This is a genomic window from Cellulomonas avistercoris, assembly GCF_014836445.1.
Lineage (GTDB): Bacteria > Actinomycetota > Actinomycetes > Actinomycetales > Cellulomonadaceae > Cellulomonas > Cellulomonas avistercoris.
In genome coordinates, this window is sequence record NZ_JACSQV010000014.1 from 1 (window position 1) to 21978 (window position 21978).

The 21978-nt window shown below is 73.8% G+C and carries 17 protein-coding genes and 1 tRNA gene; 16 read left to right on the top strand and 2 right to left on the bottom strand.

Going from position 1 to position 21978, the window contains the following annotated elements; genetic code table 11:
* A partial coding sequence (locus tag H9657_RS15080; protein WP_191784248.1) for a LysR family transcriptional regulator occupies window positions 1-807 on the bottom strand: 807 nt, incomplete at its 3' end.
* A gap of 496 nt (window positions 808-1303) precedes the next feature.
* On the opposite strand from H9657_RS15080, the gene H9657_RS15085 reads away from it, so the two are divergent.
* The 16 genes from H9657_RS15085 to H9657_RS15160 all read left to right on the top strand — a co-directional run bounded on the left by H9657_RS15085 (window position 1304) and on the right by H9657_RS15160 (window position 20991).
* A complete protein-coding gene (locus H9657_RS15085) occupies window positions 1304-2695 on the top strand; it encodes an NtaA/DmoA family FMN-dependent monooxygenase (protein WP_318241543.1) in 1392 nt (463 codons plus the stop codon).
* Entirely contained in the window at window positions 2692-3966 is a 1275-nt protein-coding gene (locus H9657_RS15090) for an acyl-CoA dehydrogenase family protein (RefSeq protein ID WP_191784250.1), read from the top strand. The genes H9657_RS15085 and H9657_RS15090 overlap by 4 nt, the downstream gene beginning before the upstream one ends.
* Window positions 3967-4030: 64 nt before the next feature.
* Window positions 4031-5641, top strand: a complete 1611-nt coding sequence (locus H9657_RS15095; RefSeq protein ID WP_191784251.1) for an ABC transporter substrate-binding protein — start codon at window positions 4031-4033, stop codon at window positions 5639-5641.
* A 66-nt stretch (window positions 5642-5707) separates the two neighbouring features.
* Window positions 5708-6718 (top strand): ABC transporter permease, encoded by a 1011-nt coding sequence (locus H9657_RS15100; RefSeq protein WP_191784252.1) that lies wholly within the window; start codon window positions 5708-5710, stop codon window positions 6716-6718.
* Window positions 6715-7617, top strand: a complete 903-nt coding sequence (locus H9657_RS15105; RefSeq protein WP_191784253.1) for an ABC transporter permease — start codon at window positions 6715-6717, stop codon at window positions 7615-7617. The genes H9657_RS15100 and H9657_RS15105 overlap by 4 nt, the downstream gene beginning before the upstream one ends.
* Window positions 7614-9287, top strand: a complete 1674-nt coding sequence (locus H9657_RS15110) for a dipeptide ABC transporter ATP-binding protein (RefSeq protein ID WP_191784254.1) — start codon at window positions 7614-7616, stop codon at window positions 9285-9287. The genes H9657_RS15105 and H9657_RS15110 overlap by 4 nt, the downstream gene beginning before the upstream one ends.
* Window positions 9288-9356: 69 nt before the next feature.
* Window positions 9357-10352, top strand: a complete 996-nt coding sequence (locus H9657_RS19730) for a DMT family transporter (RefSeq protein WP_191784255.1) — start codon at window positions 9357-9359, stop codon at window positions 10350-10352.
* A gap of 19 nt (window positions 10353-10371) precedes the next feature.
* Window positions 10372-10445 (top strand) — tRNA-Met (locus H9657_RS15120).
* 383 nt (window positions 10446-10828) lie between these two features.
* On the top strand, window positions 10829-12376 hold the full coding sequence (locus H9657_RS15125) for an FAD-dependent oxidoreductase (protein ID WP_191784256.1): 1548 nt from the start codon (window positions 10829-10831) through the stop codon (window positions 12374-12376).
* Between the two features lie 478 nt (window positions 12377-12854).
* Window positions 12855-13871, top strand: a complete 1017-nt coding sequence (locus tag H9657_RS15130) for an NAD-dependent epimerase/dehydratase family protein (protein WP_191784257.1) — start codon at window positions 12855-12857, stop codon at window positions 13869-13871.
* A gap of 121 nt (window positions 13872-13992) precedes the next feature.
* On the top strand, window positions 13993-15264 hold the full coding sequence (locus H9657_RS15135) for an NRAMP family divalent metal transporter (protein WP_191784258.1): 1272 nt from the start codon (window positions 13993-13995) through the stop codon (window positions 15262-15264).
* Window positions 15265-15313: 49 nt separating this feature from the next.
* Window positions 15314-16159 (top strand): fumarylacetoacetate hydrolase family protein, encoded by an 846-nt coding sequence (locus H9657_RS15140; protein WP_191784259.1) that lies wholly within the window; start codon window positions 15314-15316, stop codon window positions 16157-16159.
* Window positions 16160-16168: 9 nt separating this feature from the next.
* Entirely contained in the window at window positions 16169-16894 is a 726-nt protein-coding gene (locus tag H9657_RS15145) for a hypothetical protein (RefSeq protein ID WP_191784260.1), read from the top strand.
* Window positions 16891-18393: a CoA-acylating methylmalonate-semialdehyde dehydrogenase gene (locus H9657_RS15150; protein ID WP_191784261.1), complete on the top strand. Its 1503-nt coding sequence runs from the start codon at window positions 16891-16893 to the stop codon at window positions 18391-18393. The genes H9657_RS15145 and H9657_RS15150 overlap by 4 nt, the downstream gene beginning before the upstream one ends.
* Window positions 18394-18490: 97 nt before the next feature.
* Window positions 18491-19633 carry a zinc-binding dehydrogenase gene (locus H9657_RS15155; RefSeq protein ID WP_225215417.1) on the top strand — a complete coding sequence of 381 codons (1143 nt, stop codon included), beginning with the start codon at window positions 18491-18493 and terminating at the stop codon, window positions 19631-19633.
* The gene (locus H9657_RS15160) at window positions 19633-20991 is read left to right on the top strand and encodes an FAD-dependent oxidoreductase (protein WP_191784262.1); all 1359 of its coding nucleotides are present in this window, start codon (window positions 19633-19635) and stop codon (window positions 20989-20991) included. The genes H9657_RS15155 and H9657_RS15160 overlap by 1 nt, the downstream gene beginning before the upstream one ends.
* A 36-nt stretch (window positions 20992-21027) precedes the next feature.
* Here H9657_RS15160 and H9657_RS15165 read toward each other — a convergent pair whose 3' ends face one another.
* Entirely contained in the window at window positions 21028-21918 is an 891-nt protein-coding gene (locus H9657_RS15165) for a LysR family transcriptional regulator (protein ID WP_191784263.1), read from the bottom strand.
* Window positions 21919-21978 lie beyond the last annotated feature (60 nt).

Here is a 21978-nt window from a genome sequence, read left to right on the forward strand (position 1 = left end):
GGGGGCGGCGCCGCGGTGGCGGCGGCCGCGACGCGTCGCCAGGTGGACGCCGACGACGCCGAGCGGCGGCAGGTCGGTGCGCTCGACGGGCCCGGCGGGGGGCGCGCCGGCGCCGGGCAGGGCGGCGACGCCGAGGCCGGCGCGTGCCGCGGCCACGACGCCCTCGAGGCTCGTCGACTCGGCGACGACCTCGGCGCGGCGGCCCGCGTCGGCGAGCTCGGCCAGGGCGCGGTCGCGCAGGCTGCACGGCTCGGCGTACGCGACGACGGGGACCGTGCCGACGGGTGCGGCGTCCTGGTCGCGCGCGTACCAGCGCAGCGGGAGCCGGCCGACGAGGCGGCCGGGGGCGTCGCCGGACGCGCCGAGGACGACCGCGAGGTCGACGGCCCCCCGCGCGACGTCGGCGGCCAGCGGTGCCGACCGGTCGACGGTGAAGCGCACGCGCCGGTCGGACCAGGCCGCCCGCAGCGACGCCAGGACGGCGGGCAGGACGTGCTCGGCGGCGGCCTCGGCGCAGCCGACGACGAGCGGCGGGTGCGTCGCGGCGGAGAGCCGCGTGAGGGCGTCGTCGTGCACCGCGAGGATGCGGCGCGCCTCGTCCACGACCTGCTCGCCGGCCGGGGTGAGCCGGACGCCGCGGCCGTCGCGCACGAGCAGGGTGCGCTGCAGCCGCCGCTCGAGGAGGCGGACGTGCTGGCTCACCGCGGGCTGGCTCAGGTGCAGCGCCGTCGCGGCACGCCCGACGCCACCGCAGGCGGCGATGGCCACGACGCTGCGCAGCTGCACGAGGTCCAGGGTGTCCGCCACGTCCCGCAACCTAGCCGCGTGTCTAAATGGCGACCAGATCAGTCTCATTTTCTGGACGGTGCCGGCGGCGGGATGCCGACGATCATCGCGGTGATGGGTCCCCATCACGGATCGTTGTTGGACCTCGTCGCGGCCCGCTGCCTAGCGTCGGCCGCGTGACCACGACCCACGGCCGTCGCCCCCACGGGCCGGCGCGCACCCCGAGCCGCCGCCCGGCGGCCGCGCACGCCTGTCCGGCGCGCGTCCGCGGTGCCCGGTCGTGTCCGTGTCCGGCGCGGCTGCGCCGCACGACCGCCTGACGCCGGCCGGTCGCCGCGTCCCCGCGTGGGCGTCGCACGCCCCGTCGTCCTCGCCCGTCGTCCTCGCCCCGCCGTCCCGCGACCGCGCCCCGTGCGCGGCACGGTGACGCGCGCCCGTCCGTCCCTCCCGCGGCGCCCCGGCGCCCCACGTCCCCCAGGAGCACACCATCACGCCGCCCGCCGCACCCAAGCGCCTGATCCTCAACCTCTTCGAGATGAGCTGCGTCAGCCACATCACCCACGGGCTGTGGCGCCTGCCGGACAACAACCGCCACCGCTACACGGACATCCGCTACTGGACGGAGCTCGCCCGCATCCTCGAGGACGGCGGCTTCGACGCGGTCTTCCTCGCGGACGTCCTCGGGGCCTACGACGTGTTCCGCGGCGGGCCGGACGACGCCCTGCGCGAGGGGCTGCAGATCCCCAACAACGACCCGATGCTCGTCGTGCCCGCGATGGCGGCGGTGACCGACCACCTGGGCTTCGGTGTCACGGCGTCCACGAGCTACGAGCCGCCGTTCGCGTTCGCGCGGCGCATGAGCACGCTCGACCACCTCACGGCCGGACGCATCGGCTGGAACGTCGTCACGTCGTACCTGCCCAACGCGGCCCGCAACTTCGGCCTCGCGGAGGAGATCGAGCACGACACGCGCTACGCGATCGCCGAGGAGTACCTCGACGTCCTCTACAAGCTGTGGGAGGGCTCGTGGGACGACGACGCGGTCGTCCGGGACGTCGCCCGCGGCGTCTACACGGACCCGGACAAGGTCCGGTACATCGACCACGTCGGTGAGCACTTCCGCGTCGCGGGACCGCACCTGTCGGAGCCGTCACCGCAGCGCACGCCCGTGCTGTTCCAGGCCACGGCGTCGCCCGCGGGCATCGCGCAGGCGGCGCGGCACGCGGAGGTCGTGTTCACCGGCGCACGGGCCGGCGCGTTCGCCGGGTTGCTCGCGCAGTTCCGGGACGCGGCCGTCGCGGCCGGGCGCGCCGCCACGGACCTCAAGGTCATCGTGCAGGCCGCGGTGATCGTGGGCCGCACGGACGCCGACGTCGAGCGCCGGCTCGCGCAGTACCGCGAGCACCGCAGCGTCGTCGGCCGGTTCGTGCACGCCGGCCTGCGGTTCGACCCGACCGCCCACCCGCAGGACCTCACCGTGCGCGAGGCGCTCGAGCGCGAGGGCGTCCCGCACGACGCCGTGCCGCCCACGGCCCTCGAGAGCACCGTCGGCGACTTCGCGCGCTTCGCCTCCGAGCAGATGGAGCGCGACTTCTTCGCCGCCGGCACGCCCACGGCCGTGGCCGACGAGATCGAGCGCTGGCTCGACGAGGTCGGCATCGACGGCATCAACCTGCGGCAGTACCACTCGTTCGACACCGCCCGGGACTTCGTCGAGCTCGTCGTCCCCGAGCTGCGCCGCCGTGGACGGCTGCGCGAGTCCTACGTGCCGGGGGAGACCCTCCGGCGCCGCCTGACCGGCACGCACGACCGGCTGCCGGACACCCACCCCGCCGCGGCGTACCGCGGCGGACGCGGCCTGGGTGGTACCCGGCCCGCGACCGACCTCGTCCTCGGGAGCACGCGATGACCGCCACCACGACCGACGTCCGGCTGCCCGGCACCGGGCTGCCCGCGGGCCTGGCGGCCGTGCGGGCGCACCTCGCGCCGGTCCTGGCGACCGTCGCCGAGCGCGCGCGGGAGCGCGAGCGCACGCGGGAGCTGCCCGCCGAGGAGGTCCGGCTGCTCGCCGCTGCCGGCTTCGGCGCCGTGCGCCTGCCCGTCGCCGACGGCGGTGCCGGGCTGACGGTCCGCGAGCTCGCGGAGCTGCTCGTCGACCTCGGCCGGGCGGACGCGAACCAGCCGCAGCTGTGGCGCAACCACGTCGCGTTCGTCGAGGACCGCCTCTGGCACCGCGACGCCCCGGGAGCCGAGCGCTGGCTCGCGCGCGTCGCCGCGGGTGACGTCGTCGGGGGTGCGTGGTCCCAGAAGGCGCCGGCGCCGGGGGAGGAGGCGGTGGCCACGCGCGTCGACGACACCGCCGACCCCGCGACGGTGACGGGCACGAAGTACTACTCGACGGGCAGCATCTACGCCGACTGGATCACGGTGACCGGCAAGGACACCGCGGACCGCGACGTGCTCGTGGTCGTCGACGCCCACGACCCCCGCGTCGCGCTGCACGACGACTGGGACGGCATCGGCCAGCGCCTGACGGGCAGCGGCACGACGCTGCTCGACGCCGTGCCGGTCGCGCCCGACGGGCTGTACGCCGACGGCGGCCGGTCGCCGCACCAGGAGATCGTCTTCCAGCTCGTCCTGCTGACCTCGCTCGCCGGCGTCGCGGCAGCGGCCCGCGACGACGCGACGGCGGCGGTCCGGCGGCGCGTGCGCAACTACCCGCAGGGGCTGGCGGCGGCGCCGCGCGAGGACGCGATCGTGCAGGGCGTGGTCGGGCGGGTCGCCGCGCACGCCGCGGCCGCGCGCGCGGTCGTGCTGGCCGCCGCCGACGCGATCGACGCGGGGCTCGAGCGGCTCGCCGCCGACCCCGCGGCCGCGGACGTCCGCACGGACGAGGCGGGCCGCGTGCCCGTCACGCCCGAGCCGCTGCGCGACGCCGCGGTCGCGACGTGGGAGGCGCAGCTCGTCGCCGCCGACGCCGCGCTGCGTGCGGGGACCGAGCTGTTCGACGCGCTCGGGTCGTCCGCGGTCGAGCGCGGCACGCAGTTCGACCGGCACTGGCGCAACGCCCGCACCCTGACGTCCCACAACCCGCTGCCGTACAAGGCCGCGCTCGTCGGCGACTGGTACCTCAATGGCACCGACCCGTTCCCGTGGGCGCGCCGCCACGCGGCGCCCTGACCCGCGCCCCGCCGCTCCCTCGTCCCCTCCGCGCCCGCGGACCCCGATCCTCCTGGAGACCCCCGTGAACAGACGACACCTCGCCGCCGCCGTGACCGCGCTCGCCCTGGCGCTGTCCGGCTGCGCGACCGCGGCGACCGGCAGTGGCGCGCCGCAGGACGGCGGCACGCTGACGTACCTCGACGCCGAGATCCCCACGTCCGCCCAGGTGCAGGAGTCCGGCACCTGGCAGACGCGTGCGCTGCAGCAGAACGTCACCGACCGGTTGGTCTACCGCAACGCGGAGACCGGTGAGCTCGAGCCGTGGGTGGCCGAGTCCTGGGAGGTCGCACCCGACGGTCTGACGTACACGTTCGTCATCCGCGACGGCGTGACGTACAGCGACGGCAGCGCCCTGGACGCGACGAGCGTGGCGCGCAACCTCGAGTGGCAGTCCGCGGGCGACGCGGAGAAGGGCACGACGCCCAACGCGCAGTTCCCGTCCGGGCTGACGGCCCGGGCGGACGACGCGACGCGCACCGTCGTCGTGACGCTGACCTCGCCGTACGCGCCGTTCCTCAACGTCCTGACGAGCTGGTCGGCCGGGCTGGTCGCCGACGCGACGATCGACGCGCCCAAGGAGGAGCAGCAGCGGTTCGTCCACCTGATCGGGTCCGGCCCGTTCGTCGTGGAGTCCGAGGAGTACGGCAAGGAGATCGTGCTGGTGCGCCGCGAGGGCTACGCGTGGGCGCCGCCGAGCTCGCCGAACCAGGGCGAGGCGCACCTCGCGAAGGTCGTCGTGATCCCGGTCCTCGAGGACAGCGTGCGGCTGGGCACGCTGCGCGCCGGCGAGGGCGACGTCATCCGGTACGTCCAGCCCAGCGAGGAGAAGGGTCTGGTCGACGCGGGCTTCCACGTCGTCGCCGGCACCGGCGTGGGTCTGTCGAACCAGTGGTTCCTGCGCAGCTCGGCGCCGTTCCTGGACGACGTCCGCGTCCGGCACGCGCTCCAGCGGCTGATCGACCGCGACACGATCGTCGACACGCTCTACACCGACAGCTGGAGCCCGGCGACGTCCGTGCTGGCGCCCGGCACGTTCGGCTACCAGGACGTGTCCGACGAGTTCGCGTTCGAGCCCGACGCGGCCGCGGCGCTGCTCGACGAGGCCGGGTTCACGCAGCGCGACGCCGACGGCTACCGCACCAAGGGCGGGCAGCGCCTGACGGTCAAGACGTACATCGACGTCTACGACAACACGGCCAAGAGCCTGTTCCAGGCGATCCAGCAGCAGCTCAAGGAGGCCGGCATCGACCTGCAGCTCAACGAGCTCGACTACTCCACCTACTGGGCCACCGCCTTCAAGGACCCCGAGGTCGGCTTCCTGCGCGTCGGCTGGCCGCACCCGGACCCCTCGCGCGGCCTGCAGCAGTACTACAGCAAGGACGGCCAGGACCTGCTGGGCCTGCAGGGGTCCGACGCCCGCCTGCAGGAGCTGCTCGACGCCCAGACCGCGGCCGTCGACGACGCGACGCGCCAGGACCTGCTCGCGCAGACCCAGCAGCACCTCGTCGAGCAGGGCTACGTGGTCCCGGTCCTCGACGACAGCCAGGTCTTCGTCACGGCGGAGCGCGTCGAGGGCTTCCGGCTCACGGACGGCGCGCTGCCGGAGTTCTCCACCACCTCGCTCACGCAGTGACCCACGGGGCGGCGGGCCGCCCCCCCCCCCCCCCCCCCCCCCCCACCCCGACCCCCGGAGCACCCCATGCCAGAGCGCACCGCGTCGTCAGATCGCACCGCGTCCGAACGCGCCTACGTCGTGCGACGCGTCGGCCAGGCGCTGCTCGTCATCGCGCTGGTCTACACGATCGTGTTCTTCACGCTGTTCGTCCTGCCGGGCGACCCGGTCGAGAACAAGCTGACCAGCCCCCAGAACCCGCTGCCGCCGTCGGCCGCCGAGGCCCTGCTGCGGTACTACCAGCTCGACCTGTCGCCGTTCGCGCAGTTCGCGGTCGGCCTGGGCCGCCTGGTGCGCGGCGACCTCGGGTTCTCGCTGGTCAGCGGCAAGCCCGTGGTGGACCTGCTGGCGCAGGGGCTGTCCGACACCGTCGTGCTGGCGGCGCTCGCCTTCGTCCTCACGGTGGGGCTGTCGCTGGCCATCGCCCTGACCGCGGTGTTCGCGCCGTGGGGGTCGCTGCGCAGCCTGGCCGCGTCGGTGCCGGTGCTGTCGATCTCGGCGCCCAGCTTCCTCGTCGGGTTCCTGCTGCTGACGGTGTTCTCGTTCCAGCTCGGCTGGGTCTCCTCGATCCGCGACCAGGGGCTGGCGTCCTACGTCCTGCCCGCGGTGACGCTCGCGATCGCCGTCAACGGCCCCCTGAGCCAGGTGCTCGTCCAGGGGCTGACGAAGGCGCGGCGCGAGCCGTTCGTCGACGTGCTGCGCGCCAAGGGCGTCGGCGAGCGGCGCATCGCGCTCGGGCACGTGCTGCGCAACGGCGCGGTGCCGGCGGTGACGATGCTGGGTCTGATCGTGGGGGAGCTGTTCGCCGGTGCCGTCGTCGTCGAGACGGTCTTCTCCCGCACGGGCCTGGGCTTCGTGACGTTCGAGAGCGTGCGCGACCAGGACACGCCCGTGATCCTCGCGGTCGTGCTGCTCGTCTCGACCCTCTACGTCCTGGTCAACCTCGTCACCGACCTGCTGTACCCCCGGCTCGACCCGCGCATCGTGCGCCGCACCGCGACCGGTCGGCGCCGCACACCGAAGGCGGCCGTCGCATGAGCACCCTGACCACGTCCCCCGGCCCGTCGCCCGCCGCGGCGCGGCGGCCGGCCGAGCGGTGGTCCGCGCCGCCCGAGGCCGGGTCGTTCCGCGCGCTCGTCGCGCGCCTGGGCCCCCTCGACCACGTCGCGCTCGCCGTCGTGGCGTTCCTCGTCCTCGCGGTCGTCGCACCGGGCCTGCTGACGTCGCACGACCCGCTGCACGGCGACGGGACGCTCGTCCTGCAGGCACCGTCCGCCGCCCACTGGTTCGGCACCGACTACCTGGGCCGCGACCTGTTCTCCCGGATCGTGCACGGCACGGTGCGGACGCTGCTCGGGTCCGCCGTGGCGGTCGTCATCGGGCTGGGCGTCGGGACGCTGCTGGGGCTGGTCGCCGGGTACCTCGGCGGGGTGGTCGACGCGGTGATCTCGCGGCTCGTCGACGTCCTGCTGTCCATCCCCGGCCTGCTGCTGTCGATGGTCGTCGTCGTGGCGCTCGGGTTCGGGGCGCTCAACGCGGCCGTGGCCGTCGGGATCGCGTCGATCGCGGCGTTCACGCGCCTCATGCGCTCGGAGGTGCTCACCGTCAAGGACCTGCCGTTCGTCGAGGCGAGCCACCACCTGGGCGGGAGCCGCGCGCACGTGCTGCTGCGGCACATCCTGCCCAACTCCTGGACCGCGGTGCTCTCGCTGACGGCGCTGCAGTTCGGGCTGTCGATCATCTGGATCTCGTCGCTGAGCTTCCTCGGCTACGGTGCGCCGCCGCCCCTGCCCGAGTGGGGCCTGCTGGTCGCCGAGGGGCGCGAGTACGTCGTGTCCTCGCCCTGGCTGACCATCGTGCCCGGTGCCGTCATCGCCGCGTCCGTGCTCGCGATCAGCCGGCTGTCCCGCACCATCAAGGAAGGGAGCGCGGCATGACCGCCACCGCAACCCACCCGGCCGTCCCCGCCACGGCGCCCGCCGCGCCGCTCGTCGTGCAGGACCTGGGCGTCGGGTACCGCCGCCGCCGCGGCACGCGCCCCGCCGACGTCGTGCACGGCGTGTCCTTCACGGTCGAGGCCGGGCAGACCGTCGCGCTGGTCGGCCAGTCGGGGTCGGGCAAGAGCACGGTCGCGCGCGCGGTGGCGGGGCTGCTGCCCGGCAACGGCGCCGTGACCGCGGGTTCCGTCCACGTCGCGGGTCACCCGGTGTCGTCGTTCACGCGGCGGCAGTGGCGGCCGCTGCGGGGCAGCGCTCTGGGCTTCGTGCCGCAGGACCCGCTGAGCTCGCTCGACCCGCTGCAGCGCGTCGGCACGCAGCTCGCCGCCGCGCTCGCGCCCACCGGCTTCCCGCGGGACCGGGTGGCCGAGCGGGTGGTCGAGCTGCTCGACCACGTCGGCATCCCGGATGCCGCGCACAAGGCCCGGGCCTACCCGCACGAGCTGTCGGGCGGGCAGCTGCAGCGCGTGCTCATCGCGATCGCGATCGCCGCAGGCCCCGCGTTGCTGGTGGCCGACGAGCCCACGTCGGCCCTCGACGTCACGGTGCAGAAGCGGATCCTCGACCTCGTCGACGGGCTGCGCGCCGAGCTCGGCCTGGGCGTCCTGTTCATCACGCACGACCTCGCGCTCGCGCAGGAGCGGTCCGACGAGGTCGTGGTGCTGCGCGACGGCGTCGTGCGGGAGCACGGACCGGTGCGTCAGGTGCTGGTCGCACCGCGCGACCCGTACACGGTCACGCTGCTGGGCGACGCACCGTCGTCCGCGCCCGACCGGTACCGGGACCGGGTGACGGTGCGGGCCGCCGCCGTGGGCGAGCCGGTCGTGGAGGTGGCGGGCGTGTCCAAGGTGTTCGCGGCGCGCGGGCGCGGCGGTGCGGCGGTGCAGGCGCTCGACGACGTGTCCCTGAGGCTGTCGCGCGGGTCGGTGCACGCGCTGGTGGGGGAGTCGGGGTCCGGCAAGACGACGCTGGGGCGCGTCGTCGCGGGGCTGACGGCCTTCGACGCGGGCGAGGTCGCGGTGGCCGGGCGCCGGCTGCCGGCCGAACCGCCGTACGCCAACCCGTTCGCGCGCCGGCTGCAGATGGTCTACCAGAACCCGCTGTCGGCGCTGGACCCCCGGTACAGCGTGCGGCGCGTGCTCGAGGAGCCGCTGCGCGTGCACCGCATCGGCGAGCCCGCGCAGCGGCGTGAGCGGGTCGCGCGGATCCTCGACCAGGTGGCGCTGCCGTCCGACGTGCTGGTGCGCGGCGTCCGCGAGCTGTCCGGCGGGCAGCGCCAGCGCGTCGCGCTGGCGCGCACGCTGCTGCTCGAGCCCCAGGTGCTCGTGCTCGACGAGCCGACGTCCGCCCTCGACGTGACGGTGCAGGCGCAGATCGTCGACCTGCTGCTGTCGCTGCAGGAGGAGCAGGGCCTGAGCTACCTGTTCGTCACGCACGACCTGGGCCTCGTACGGCAGGTGGCGGACACCGTGACCGTGCTGCAGCGCGGGCGGGTCGTCGAGCAGGGACCCGTGGACGACGTCTTCGCCGACCCGCGCGAGGCGTACATGCGCGAGCTGCTCGACGCCGTGCCGCGGCTCGTGGAGCGGGCGGCGCCCGTCGGGGTGTGACGCAGATCCGCCGGTCGATGGCGGTGTTGCGGCTGTCGGGATGTCGGTGCCGTGGGGGACCCTCAGGGCGTGACCGCTGACAACCGCGTCCTCGCCCAGTACCTCGGCGCAGCGCTCGTGTGGGGCTCGAGCTTCCTCTTCATGAAGGTGGGGCTCGACGGCCTCGCGCCCGCGCAGGTCGCGCTGTCGCGCCTCCTGCTGGGCGCGCTCACGCTTGTCGTCGTCATGGCCGTGGCACGACGGCCGTGGCCGCGCGACCGGCGGACGTGGGGGCACCTGACGGTGCTCGGCGTGCTGCTCTGCGTCGTCCCCTACCTGCTGTTCGCGTGGGCGGGCCAGCACCTGGCGTCCGGGCTGTCGAGCATCTTCAACGCGACGACGCCGCTCATGACGGCGGCCGCCGTCGCGGTGCTGCTGCCCGTCGAGCGGCTCACGGCCGTGCAGCGCGTGGGGCTCGCCGTGGGCGCCGTGGGGGTCGTCGTCGTGGTGGGCCCGTGGGCGTACCTCGCGGACGTGGCGACGGCCGCGCCGCTGCCCGCCGTGCTCGCGTGCCTGGGCGCGACCGCCTGCTACGGCCTGGGCACGACGTACCAGCGCCGGTTCGTCGTGCCGCTGCGGCTGCCTCCGGAGACCGTGGCGGCTGGGCAGGTGAGCGCCGGTGCGCTGCTCCTGACCCTCGCCTCGCCCGTGGTCGCGACCGGACCGGTGCACCTGACCTGGCCCGTCGTGCTGTCCATGGTCGGTCTCGGGGCGCTCGGGACCGGTCTGGCGTACGTGTGGATGGCGCGCATCATCGACGCGTGGGGTCCGCAGCGGGCGTCCACCGTCACGTACCTGACGCCGTTGGTCGGCGTGCTGCTCGGGATCGTCGTGCTGGGGGAGCAGCTGCACTGGTACGAGCCCGTCGGCGGGCTGGTCGTCGTGCTCGGGGTGGTGGTCGCGCAGCGTGCACGCCGACGTGCGCCGGTGGTCGGTCCGGGTGCGCCCACCGACGGGCCCACCGACGCCGTGACGGCCGTCACGGCCCCTGACCAGGGAACCGATTTGGACGCTCGGCGCACCTGACGTAGAGTGGAGTTACCGACGCGGGGTGGAGCAGCTCGGTAGCTCGCTGGGCTCATAACCCAGAGGTCGCAGGTTCAAATCCTGCCCCCGCTACAAGAAGACGAAGGCCCGGACCGTAAGGTCCGGGCCTTCGTCGTTGTACGCAGTGGACGCGCGAGCGTGCTTGGCATGCTGCCCGCGACGGTGATCGTTGCCGCCGTCCGCGCCGCGGCGCCAGGGGGCGCACCACGCGGACCGGATCAGCACCTGAGCCGCGTCGCGGCAGCCAGCGGCGCGGCGGCCGGTACGGCGGCGGGCGCATGGTCCGGATGGCCGGGCCGCCTCATCGCCGCCCGGCTGTGTGCACATGTGCAGAAGCGACCGGCTGCGTCCGACCCCTCGATCCGGCCTGCGTCCGGGTAACTTGCAGGACCGCGGCGGCGCAGCGAGGCGCCCTTGCTGATTCGCACGCAAACCCACGACGAGGTGGCAAGCAGATGATCAGGACGGACGTGGACGTGGTCGTCGTCGGCGGCGGGGGTGCCGGCATGAGCGCGGCGATCTCGGCGGCGACCAGCGGCGCCTCCGTCGTCGTCCTCGAGAAGTGCCCCCGCGTGGGCGGCACGACGGCGATGTCGGTCGGGTCCTTCACCGCACCGAGCACGACCTACCAGTACCGCGCGGGCGTCAACGACAGCATCGAGCTGTTCGTCGAGGACATGAAGCGCGCTAACGGCGCCGCCGAGGAGCGGGAGAACGCGGCCCTGCGCCACCTCCTCGCGCAGCACGCCGGCCCCACCTTCGAGTGGGTCTCGACGCTCGGCGTCCAGTTCCTCGGGCCCACGCCCGAGCCGCCGTTCGAGAAGCCGCGCATGCACAACGTGCTGCCCAACTCCGCGGCCTACGCCGCCGCCCTGCTGCGCGAGTGCCGCCGCCGGGGCGTGCGGATGGTCACCGGTGCCCGGGTCGACGCGCTCCTGCGGAACGCGGCCGGTGACGTCGTCGGGGCGCGCGTCGGCGACGTCTCCTACCTCGCTCGGCGCGGCGTGCTGCTCGCGACCGGCGACTACTCGGCTTCCTCCGAGTTGAAGGCGAGGTACGCGTCGCCCGACGCCGCGCGCGTGCCGGCTATCAACCCCAGCAGCACCGGCGACGGTCTGACCCTGGGCGCTGCCGCGGGCGGCGTGCTCGTGCAGATGGACCGTCTCATGGAGGGTCTGCGGTTCCCGCCGTCCTCCCGCCCCGACCTCATCAAGTCGGTGCCGTCGGTGCCTGCGCTGTCGAAGGTGCTGCGCGTCGCCGTCGAGCGGTTGCCGGCCGACCTCCTCGCCCACGTGATCCGCGGGGCGCTGACCAGCTGGGTCGGACCGAGCACGGCGATGTACCGGGAGGGGGCGATCCTCGTGGACCACCGCGGGGAGCGGATCGCGTCGGAGGAGTCCGAGGTCACCATGGCCCGCGCGGTCGCCGCCGACCCGCGCAACACCGCCTACATGGTGTTCGACGACGCCGTCGCCCGGACCTTCGCCGCCTGGCCGCACCCCGTGTCGACGTTTCCCGGGGTCGCGTACGCCTACGTCGACGACTACCGCCGCTACCGGCCCGACCTGTACCACCGGGCCGACACGCCCGAGGGGCTCGCGTCGTCGGTCGGCATGGCCCCGCTCGCGCTGCGGTCGACGCTCGAGGCGTGGAACGCCGATGTGGACGCGGGCAGCGACCGCAGATTCGGCCGCCCGGTGCCGGGGCGCGGCCTGCGGACCGGCCCGTTCTACGCCCTGGGTCCCCTCAACGCGTGCGTCACGCTGACGGACGGCGGCCTCGCGGTCGACACGAGCATGCGCGTGATCGACGACGCGGGGGAGCCCATCCTCGGCCTGTGGGCCGCGGGTTCGACCGGTCAGGGCGGTCTGCAGCTCGTCAACCACGGTCTGCACATCGCCTGGGCTCTCACGTCGGGTCGGATCGCCGGTCGCACCATCGCGCGGTCCGCCGACCGCGACGACCTCGGGCCCGTCGACGTCGTCGAGCCGGCGACCCCCTGAACCCGGCCCCGGAGCGCGGCGGCACCCCGAGGACGTCCGTCGTCACCCGACGGCCTCTCCGGGCGGGGTGCCGCCGCGGTGGTGCGGGGGAGCGGGCGGCCGTCCCGACGGCGGCGGCTCCCACGGACACGACGACGACGACGGTCGGTGGCTGTCTGGCCGACGACGTCCGCGCCGACGACGGCGGAGATCGCCAGCAGTGCACCGGCCAACAGGCAGTACCCGGTCCACGCGCGTCCCCGCACCGGACCACCGTGCCCCACCGCGGGTGGCCCGCCGGAGAACCGCTGACGCGGGCAACTGTGCAGTTCTGCACGTCGATGGGTGCCGTTGGTCCTTGCAGCGGCACCGGCACCGTCAGAATGCTGGGGCACCACGGGTTGCGGTTCCGGGACGTGCGACGACGCACGTCACCGCAGGAGCCGGCCCGGCAGGCCCCCGCCGCGGCACAGTGGCAGAGCGACACGAAGGAGTGCGCATGAGGACCGTCGACGAGCTCGTCCACGAGCTCACCCGTCCCACCGACCGCCTCGTCCAGGACATCGCCGGGATCGAGGGCGACATCGTGGTCCTCGGTGTCGGCGGCAAGGTGGGACCAACCGTCGCCACGCTCGCGGCGAACGCGATCAAGGCCGCCGGTGTCGACAAGAAGGTCTACGGCGTCGCGCGCTTCTCCGACCGGTCCCTGGCCGACGAGCTCGAGCGCGCGGGTGTGGTGCCGGTGGTCGCGGACGTGACCGACGATGACGCGCTCGCCGCGCTCCCGGACGCGGCGAACGTCGTCTACATGGTCGGGCACAAGTTCGGCACCACCGGCAGCGAGCACTACACGTGGATGATGAACTCCTACCTGCCCGGCCGGGTCGCCCAGCGGTACTCGCAGTCGCGCATCGTGGCGTTCTCGACGCTGCTCGTCTACCCGATGGCGCCGGTCGCCGAGGGCGGCTCGCGCGAGGACGACCCGGTGGGCCCGTGGGGCGAGTACGCGGCGTCGTGCGTCGGCCGCGAGCGCGTCTTCGAGCACTTCGCGCTGAAGAACGGCACGCCGCTGACGCTGTTCCGGTTGGGGTACGCCATCGAGACCCGGTACGGCGTGCTGGCGGAGATCGCCTCGGCGGTCAACAACGGCGACCCCATCGACCTGAGCATGGGCCACGCCAGTGTCATCTGGCAGGGCGATGCCGCCGAGTACGCGCTGCGGTCCCTGCTCCTGGCGGACAACCCGCCGACGCGGCTCAACGTGACCGGGCCCGAGATCGTCCCTGTCCGCTGGCTCGCGCACCGGTTCGCCGAGCGCCTGGGGACCGAGCCGAAGTTCGTCGGCGTCGAGGAACCGACGGCGTACGTCCTGGACGGCACCAAGGCCCACCAGGCCTTCGGGTACCCGCGGGTGCCCCTGCTGGACATGATCGACTGGGTGGCGCAGTGGACGGCGGCCGGCGGTGGCTCCCTCGGCAAGCCCACGAAGTTCCAGGAGCGTGGCGGGCGCTTCTGACGCCCGGCTCCCGGTCCGCAGCCCTGGGCTCGGACGTGCCGGCGTCCTCGCCGGCGCACGACGGCCGCCCCACCCCCGGGGGCGGCCGGACCGTACGCATCAGCGTCTCAAGGAGGAGCGCATGACTGCAGAGACCGAGACACCGCCCCCCGCGGCACCCGCCGCGGACGGTGTCGAGTCCCCCCGAGGGTTCGGCGCCCAGCTGCGCCGCTCCGGCCCCGCCTTCCTGGCCGGTGGCCTCAACATCGGTTCGGCCAGCGTCACCAACAGCGTCCTGCTCGCCGCCGCGACCGGCTTCATGTTCGGCTGGGTGTTCATCCCGGCCGTGCTCGCCGTGTACGTCGCGACGCTCATCTGCGTCCGCATCACCGTCGTCACCAAGCGCGACCCGATCGACGCGATCCGCACCTACGTCCACCCCGTCGTCGGCACGCTCAACGCCGTGGCCATCGTCCTGGTCAACCTCGTGTTCCACGCGGTGAACGCCGTGCTCGCCGGGCTCGCGCTCAACGCGCTCTTCCCCCAGGTGAACATCCGCGTGTGGACCGTCGTGGCGCTCGCCGTCACGGCTGTGCTGGCCCTGCTGCCGGGCAAGATCAAGGTCGCCAACGCCGTGCTGAAGTACCTGATCATGGCACTGGCGCTGTCGTACCTCGTCTCGCTGTTCATCGTCCCGGTGGACTGGGGCGGCTTCTTCTCCCAGACCTTCAGCTTCTCGCTGCCGAGCAGTCGGTCCGAGGTCCTGCTGTTCACCGCGGTGCTCAGCTCCGCGCTCGCGATCAACGTCCCGGTCATCCAGGCGTACGCGAGCCGGTCGACGGGCTACGGCACGTCGAGCCTCAAGCTGGTCCGGTTCGAGACCGGTGCGAGCAACGTGCTGCTGCTGGTCGTGCAGTTCGCCGTGCTCATCGTCGTCGGCTCCACGCTGTTCCCCGAGGGCATCAAGGTCACCTCCGCCCTCGAGGCCGGTGCGGCCCTCGAGCCCGTCGCCGGCTCGTTCGCCACGGTTCTGTTCGCGGTCGGCCTCCTCGGTGCCTGCATCACCACCCTCGCGGTGCAGACGCAGGTCAACGGGTACGTCGTGTCGGACCTCATGGGCTGGAAGCGGGACATCGCCGCACCTCGGTTCAAGATCGTCCAGATCGTGACGATCCTCCTGGCCCTGACCATCCCGATCCTCGGTCTCGACCCCTTCCAGTGGACCACCTGGGGCTCGGCGTTCAACTCCACGTTCATGCCGATCGGCGTCGCGACGTGGTGGTACCTGGTCAACAAGCGCAGCATCATGGGCCGCTACCGCGCCGGGAAGTGGATGAACGTCCTCATCGCCGTGACGATGCTCATCGCCACCACCGCGGCCGTGCGGTTCTGGTACATCACCCTCGTCGGCTGACCTGCGCAGCCGGCCCGCGCCCACCCCATCCCACCTCGGAGAGACACCTATGCGCATCGCCAACGTCGACGGCCGACTCACCCTCCTGACCCGGCAGGGCCCGGTGGACGTAGAGGAGGTGAGCGGCGGCCGGTTCACCAGCGACCCGCAGGCCGTCTACGACGTGTGGGACGAGTTCGCGGGGTGGGCGCGGGAGCAGGGGGACGTCACGGGTGTCGAGAGCGGGCTCGACACGGCGCGGCTCGGAGCACCCGTGCCGCAGCCCCGCCAGATCTTCGCGATCGGGCTGAACTACGTCGACCACGTCGAGGAGTCCGGCAACGACCTGCCGTCCTTCCCGACCGTGTTCACCAACTTCCAATCCGCGATCACCGGGCCCACAGGCACCGTGCGGCTGTCGGGCGACAGCGTCGACTGGGAGGTCGAGCTCGTCGTCGTCGTCGGCCGTGGCGGGCGGGACATCCCGGCGGCGCAGGCGTGGCAGCACGTCGCCGGCGTCACCGCGGGGCAGGACCTGTCCGACCGCGAGGTGCAGCTCCGTCCCCCTGCACCGCAGTTCAGCGTCGGCAAGTCCTTCGCGGGGTACGCGCCCATCGGTCCCGTCGTGGTGACCCCGGACGAGCTGGCGGACCCGGACGACATCGCCCTCGGCTGCGCCCTCAACGGTGAGCAGGTGCAGTCGTCGACCACGGCACAGCTCGTGTTCAGCGTGCCGCAGGTGATCGAGTACCTGTCGGCGGTGGTCGAGCTCTACCCGGGCGACCTGATCTTCACCGGTACGCCCGCCGGCGTCGGCTTGGGCCGCACGCCCCCCGAGTACCTGCGGCCCGGCGACGTGGTCGAGACCTGGGTCGCGGGCGTCGGTGCCATGCGCCACGAGTTCGTCGGGGCCTGAGGAGGAGCCGTGGACCTGCCCAGCGCCTGGACCGACGGACGCCGCCCCGGCCTGCTGGGGCAGGGCGTCATGCTCTACACGGTCGACCTCGCACCGGCCGACGAGGACCTCTTCGACCTCTGGTACACCCACCAGCACCTCCCTGAGCGGGTCGGCACGCCGGGCTTCCTGCGGGGGCGGCGGTACGTCCGGCGCGAGGGCTCGCCCGGCCCGCGGCACCTGACCGTCTACGAGACGGCCGACACCGCGGTCTTCCGCTCGGCGGAGTACCTGCGCCGGCTCGACACCCCGACCCCGCTCACGCAGCAGGCGGTCACGCTCTTCGTGGAGCCGTGGCGGTCCGTCATGCGCGTCCTGTTCTCCCACGGCGCCGCGGTCGGACGTGAGCTCTCCGTCGTCCACCTGGAGAGCGACGACGCAGCCGCTCTGGCCCGTCTGGTGGAGGAGCAGGCCGCGGTCGTCCTCGCCGACACCACGATGTGCGGTCTGCACCTCGTCGAGGCCGACCTCGAGGCGACGCAGGCGAAGTCGAGCACGTCCGAGGGGCAGGGGGCCGCCGAGCGTGCCGCTTCTCCCGAGTGCGTCCTGCTCGCAGACGGCGTCGCCGGGACGGCTGCGGCGCTGCGCCGGGTGCTCGACGCGGCGGACGGCGTTGCCCGGGCCACCTCCGAGGTGGCCACCTACGACCAGCTCGTCTCCCTGCTCCCGGGGGCCGACGAAGGAGGAGCACGATGACCGAGTACCAGGTCGACCACTGGATCGGCGGTGCCACAGTCCCCGGCTCCGGTGAGGGACTTCCCCTGCGCAACCCCGCCACGGGTCTGCGCATCGGGACCGTCGCGCGGGCCGACGGCGGCGTCGTGGACCGTGCGGTCGCCGCTGCGGCCGAGGCGCAGCGGGACTGGGCTGCGACGTCGCTCGCCCGGCGGACCGAGATTCTGTTCCGGATGCGGGATCTGGTCGTCCAGCACAGCGACGAGCTGGCGCGGACGATCTCGCGTGAGCACGGCAAGACCGTCCCGGACGCGCTGGGCGAGGTGGGCCGCGGCCGCGAGACGCTCGACTTCGTCTGCGGCATCAACCACGCGGCCAAGGGCGAGTTCACCGTGGACGCCTCGACGGGTGTCGACGTGCACAGCCTGCGCCAGCCGCTGGGCGTCGTCGCAGGCATCACACCGTTCAACTTCCCGGCGATGGTGCCGTTCTGGATGCACCCGGTCGCCATCGCGACGGGCAACGCGTTCCTGCTCAAGCCGTCGGAGCGCGACCCCTCGGCGTCGAACCTCGTCGCCGAGCTCTACCGCGAAGCCGGCCTGCCGGACGGCGTCTTCAACGTCGTGCACGGCGACAAGGAGGCCGTGGACGCGATCCTGAAGCACCCGGGCATCGCGGCGGTCTCCTTCGTGGGCTCCACGCCGATCGCGCGCTACGTGCAGCAGACGGCGATCGCGCACGGCAAGCGCGTGCAGGCCCTCGGTGGCGCGAACAACCATGCGGTCGTCATGCCCGACGCCGACCCGTCGTTCGCGGCGGAGCAGCTCGCTGCCGCGGCCTTCGGGTCGGCCGGGCAGCGCTGCATGGCCGTGACGACCGCGGTCGCGGTGGGTGCGGCCGCCGACCCGTTGGTGCAGGAGCTGCGCACCCGCGCGGAGGCGGTCGTCGTCGGCCCCGGCGACGACCCGGGCACGGACATGGGACCGGTGATCACCGACGACGCCCGGCGGCGTGTGGTCGACTACGTCACCGCCGCGGTGGACGCGGGAGCCGTGCCGGTGGTGGACGGCCGTGACGTCGTGGTCGAGGGCCACGAGAAGGGCTACTTCGTCGGCCCCACGGTCCTGGACCGGGTCACCACGGACATGGGCGCCTACTGCGACGAGGTCTTCGGCCCCCTGCTCGCCGTGCTGCGGGTGGACACCTTCGAGGAGGCCCTCGACCTGGTGAACTCCTCGCCGTTCGGCAACGGCTCGGCCATCTTCACCGCTTCGGGGGAGCACGCCCGCCGCTTCACCCTCGGGGTGACGGCCGGCATGGTCGGCGTGAACGTCCCGATCCCGGTGCCCGTCGCGTACTACTCCTTCGGCGGCTGGAAGGACTCGCTGTTCGGGGACCATCACGCCCACGGTCCCGAGGCTGTCCGCTTCTACACCCGCGCCAAGGTCGTCACCACACGGTGGCCGCACCAGGAGGACCGCGTCGCGGCGAGCATGAGCTTCCCGAGCACGACCCACTGACCTGTCGTCCCTCACCGCAGTGGCGGGCCGTCCCGCGACGGGCCGCTGGTGGGCGCTGCCCTCGCCCGTCCCACCGACCCGACCGACGGAGGAACCGATGAACGACATGACCACGGTCCCGGCGACGATGAGGGCCGCGGTGCTGCGTGCGCCGGGCGCGCCTCTCTCCGTCGAGGAGGTGCCAACCCCTCGACCGGCCCGCGACGAGGTGCTCGTCAGGGTGGCCGCCTGCGGGGTGTGCCACACCGACCTGCACGTCATGGACGGCTCGATCGCCTTCCCCACGCCCGCGGTCCCCGGTCACGAGGTGTCCGGCACCGTCGTCGCCCTCGGGCCCGAGGCGGAGCGGTACGGCTTCGAGGTCGGCATGAACGTCGCGGGCGCGTTCCTCATGCCGTGCGGGAGGTGCGAGTACTGCGGTCGCGGCCGCGACGACATGTGCACCGTCTTCTACGAGCGCAACCGGCTCAAGGGCCAGCTCTTCGACGGCACCAGCCGACTCACCGACGCCGACGGCGCGACGCTCGCCATGTATTCGATGGCCGGGATGGCCGAGTACGCCGTGGTCCCGGTGACGGCGCTGGCACCGCTGCCGGACGGTGTCGACCCCGTCGCCGGGGCGATCCTCGGCTGTGCGGCGCTCACCGCCTACGGGGCCGTGCGGCGTGCGGCGGAGCTGGAGTTCGGTGAGACCGTCGCGGTGGTCGCGGTCGGCGGCGTGGGCTCCAACCTCGTCCAGCTGGCCCGGGTGTTCGGGGCCCGTGAGGTGATCGCGGTCGACGTCGACGACGAGAAGCTGGCCGCGGCCGAGCGGCTCGGCGCGACCCGGACGGTCAACTCCCGCACGGTCGACGCACGCGCGGCGGTGCTCGAGGCCACCGGGGGACGCGGCGTCGACGTGGCCTTCGAGGTGCTCGGGAGCCCGGGCACCTTCGCGCAGGCGGTGAGCCTGCTCGCGGCCGGCGGACGGATGGTCCCCGTCGGCCTGGGCGCCGCGGGCTCGACAGCGGAGGTCGAGATCAACCAGGTGGTCCGCCGTGGCCTGCGGATCATCGGCAACTACGGCGCACGTACGCGCGTCGACCTCCCCGCGGTGGTCGACCTGGCCGCTCGCGGCCTGCTCCGGTACCAGGAGGTCGTCACCCGGCGGTTCGCGCTCGCGGAGGTGAACGACGCCTACGGCGCGCTGGCGCGCGGTGAGATCCAGGGCCGGGCGGTCGTGACCATGGGGACCGCGTGATGGTGGAGGTGCGTCGGTACGACGTCGTGGTCGTGGGCGCCGGGATGGCGGGTACCTCCGCCGCTCTCGCCGCGTCGCGGGCCGGCGCCCGCGTGGCGTTGCTGGAGAAGCAGGCCGAGCCGGGCGGATCCGCGGCGCTGTCGGTCGGGATGTTCTGGACAGCCCCGTCGGTCGAGGCGTACCGGCGTCGCATCCCGCGCGGTGACGTCGCGCTCGCGGAGAGGGTGGTCGCCGACCACCGCGAGACGCTCGAGGAGATCCGGGCGCTCGGTGCGCGGGTCGCCGAGGCCGAGACGCGGGACATCATGACCTTCGGCATCGGCTGGTCCATCGACGTCCGCGCCATGCTGTCGCTGGCGCGAGCGGAGGTCCAGGCGGCCGGCGGCAGGCTGGCCACCGGTGCGACGGCGGTCGAGCTGCTCCAGGACGAGGCCCGCGCGGTCGCAGGCGTCCTCGTGCGTGAGGCGGCCGGCGCGCTGGTCAGGTACGAGGCGGGGGCGACCGTGCTGGCGACCGGCGGATTCCAGGGGGCTCCCGAGCTACTCGCCCGCTACGTCGGACCTCACGCGGACCGGCTGGTGCTGCGGTCCAACCGCGGCAGCGTGGGCGACGGCCTGCGGCTCGCGACGGGGGCCGGGGCGTCTGCGACCGCGGGCCTCGCCACCTACTACGGACACCTCCTGCCGTACCCGTTGGACACCTTCGGGCCGGAGGACTTCACGCCGATGACCCAGTACTACTCGGACGCGACGTTGCTGGTGAACCTGCGCGGCGAACGGTTCTGCGACGAGACCCTTGGCGACGAGATCCTGAACCAGGCGGTCACCCTCCAGCCCGAGGGGCGCGGGGTCATGCTCTTCGACCACGACGTGCGCTCGACCCGAGCCGTGGCCGAGTCCTTCCCGGGCCTGGGCGCCGTCGACCGCTTCGACCTCGCCCGCCGGGGCGGCGGCCGGTGCGCCGAGGCCGCGACCCTCGAGCAGCTCGTGCGGACCGTGACGGCGTGGGGCGTGGACGGTGACCGGCTCGCCCGCACCCTCCAGCACTACACCGACGTCACGCTCGCCGGTGGGGGCGTCAGCGACGGAGTGCCGGTGTCGCCGTCGGCGCGGGCGCCGCACACCGGGCCGTTCTACGCGCTCATGGTGCAGCCGTCGGTGACCTTCACCCTGGGCGGGGTGCGGATCGACACCGACGCCCGCGCACTGGACGCCGACGGCCGCCCGGTGCCCGGGCTGCACGTGGCCGGCTCGGACATCGGCGGGCTGTCGAACGAGGGCTATGCGGGTGGGCTCGCGCCCGCGTACATCACGGGCCGGTGGGCAGGCCGGGCGGCGGCGGCCGTCGTGGGCGGATGACGACGGCCGGCGGTGCAGGGGACCACCGCCGGCCCGTCAGCCAGGACCCAGCAGGTCCTCGGCGCGCTCGGTGACGATGTCCTGGAGCAGCTGCGCCACGAGCCGCACGCGGGAGAGGCGCGCGTGCTGGCGCGGCGTGACCAGCCAGTACCGCTGCCGGTACTCGACGTGCGGCAGCACGCGGACCAGGCGCGGGTCCTGCCGTGCGATGTACTGCGGCAGCGGTCCGACGCCGATGCCCGCCGCGACTGCCTGCCAGTGCGCGACGACGTTGGTGGACTGGATCGCCGCCGGACCGGGCAGCAGGCTGTCGACGGCGTGCAGCGGCTGCACGTCGAGGAGCTGGTCCACGTACCAGATGGTCGTGTGCCCATGCAGGTCCTCCACCGTGCCGATGGGCCCATGCTGCGCGAGGTAGTCCCGCGACGCGTACACCTTGAGCAGGTAGTCGCTGAGAGGTCGCGTCACCACCTTCGACGAGCGCGGCTCCTCGAGGGTCACGGCGACGTCGAAGTCGCGCACGGTCTGGCCGAGCCGGACCGTCGCCGTCGCCATCTCGACGGTCAGCCCGGGGTTGTCCCGGGAGAGCGCGCCGAGTGCCGGGGCGAGGAGGAAGCTGCCGAAGCCGTCGGGACAGAGGATGCGCACCGACCCGGAGATGGACGACCGGCCGCGGTCGACGAGCTCGCGGGTCTCCAGCAGCGCGCGCTCGATGCTCTCGGCCGGTTCGAGCAGCCGCTGACCGCGCTCGGTCAGCCGCCAGCCCTCCGGGGTCCGGTCGAAGAGCCGGTGGCCAACGGCACGCTCGAGTGCGGTGATCCGCCGCCCGACCGTCGTGTGGTCCACGCGCAGCTCCGCCGCGGCCAGTACCAGGCGGCCCGTGCGCGCGACGGCGAGGAAGTGGCGCATGTCGTCCGCGGAGAGCATGCGTCATTGTGCCCACCGGGCCGCCGGACCGACTGCCGCCATCCGGTGGAGCGTCCCGGA

Excerpts from the sequence above, each read along its gene's own strand:
- H9657_RS15150 (WP_191784261.1), top strand. The coding sequence starts at position 16,891 with ATGACCGAGTACCAGGTCGACCACTGGATCGGCGGTGCCACAGTCCCC.
- H9657_RS15140 (WP_191784259.1), top strand. The coding sequence starts at position 15,314 with ATGCGCATCGCCAACGTCGACGGCCGACTCACCCTCCTGACCCGGCAG.
- H9657_RS15155 (WP_225215417.1), top strand. The coding sequence starts at position 18,491 with ATGAACGACATGACCACGGTCCCGGCGACGATGAGGGCCGCGGTGCTG.
- H9657_RS15110 (WP_191784254.1), top strand. The coding sequence starts at position 7,614 with ATGACCGCCACCGCAACCCACCCGGCCGTCCCCGCCACGGCGCCCGCC.
- H9657_RS15090 (WP_191784250.1), top strand. The coding sequence starts at position 2,692 with ATGACCGCCACCACGACCGACGTCCGGCTGCCCGGCACCGGGCTGCCC.
- H9657_RS15165 (WP_191784263.1), bottom strand. The coding sequence starts at position 21,918 with ATGCTCTCCGCGGACGACATGCGCCACTTCCTCGCCGTCGCGCGCACG.
- H9657_RS15130 (WP_191784257.1), top strand. The coding sequence starts at position 12,855 with ATGAGGACCGTCGACGAGCTCGTCCACGAGCTCACCCGTCCCACCGAC.
- H9657_RS15160 (WP_191784262.1), top strand. The coding sequence starts at position 19,633 with ATGGTGGAGGTGCGTCGGTACGACGTCGTGGTCGTGGGCGCCGGGATG.
- H9657_RS15105 (WP_191784253.1), top strand. The coding sequence starts at position 6,715 with ATGAGCACCCTGACCACGTCCCCCGGCCCGTCGCCCGCCGCGGCGCGG.
- H9657_RS15125 (WP_191784256.1), top strand. The coding sequence starts at position 10,829 with ATGATCAGGACGGACGTGGACGTGGTCGTCGTCGGCGGCGGGGGTGCC.
- H9657_RS15135 (WP_191784258.1), top strand. The coding sequence starts at position 13,993 with ATGACTGCAGAGACCGAGACACCGCCCCCCGCGGCACCCGCCGCGGAC.
- H9657_RS15100 (WP_191784252.1), top strand. The coding sequence starts at position 5,708 with ATGCCAGAGCGCACCGCGTCGTCAGATCGCACCGCGTCCGAACGCGCC.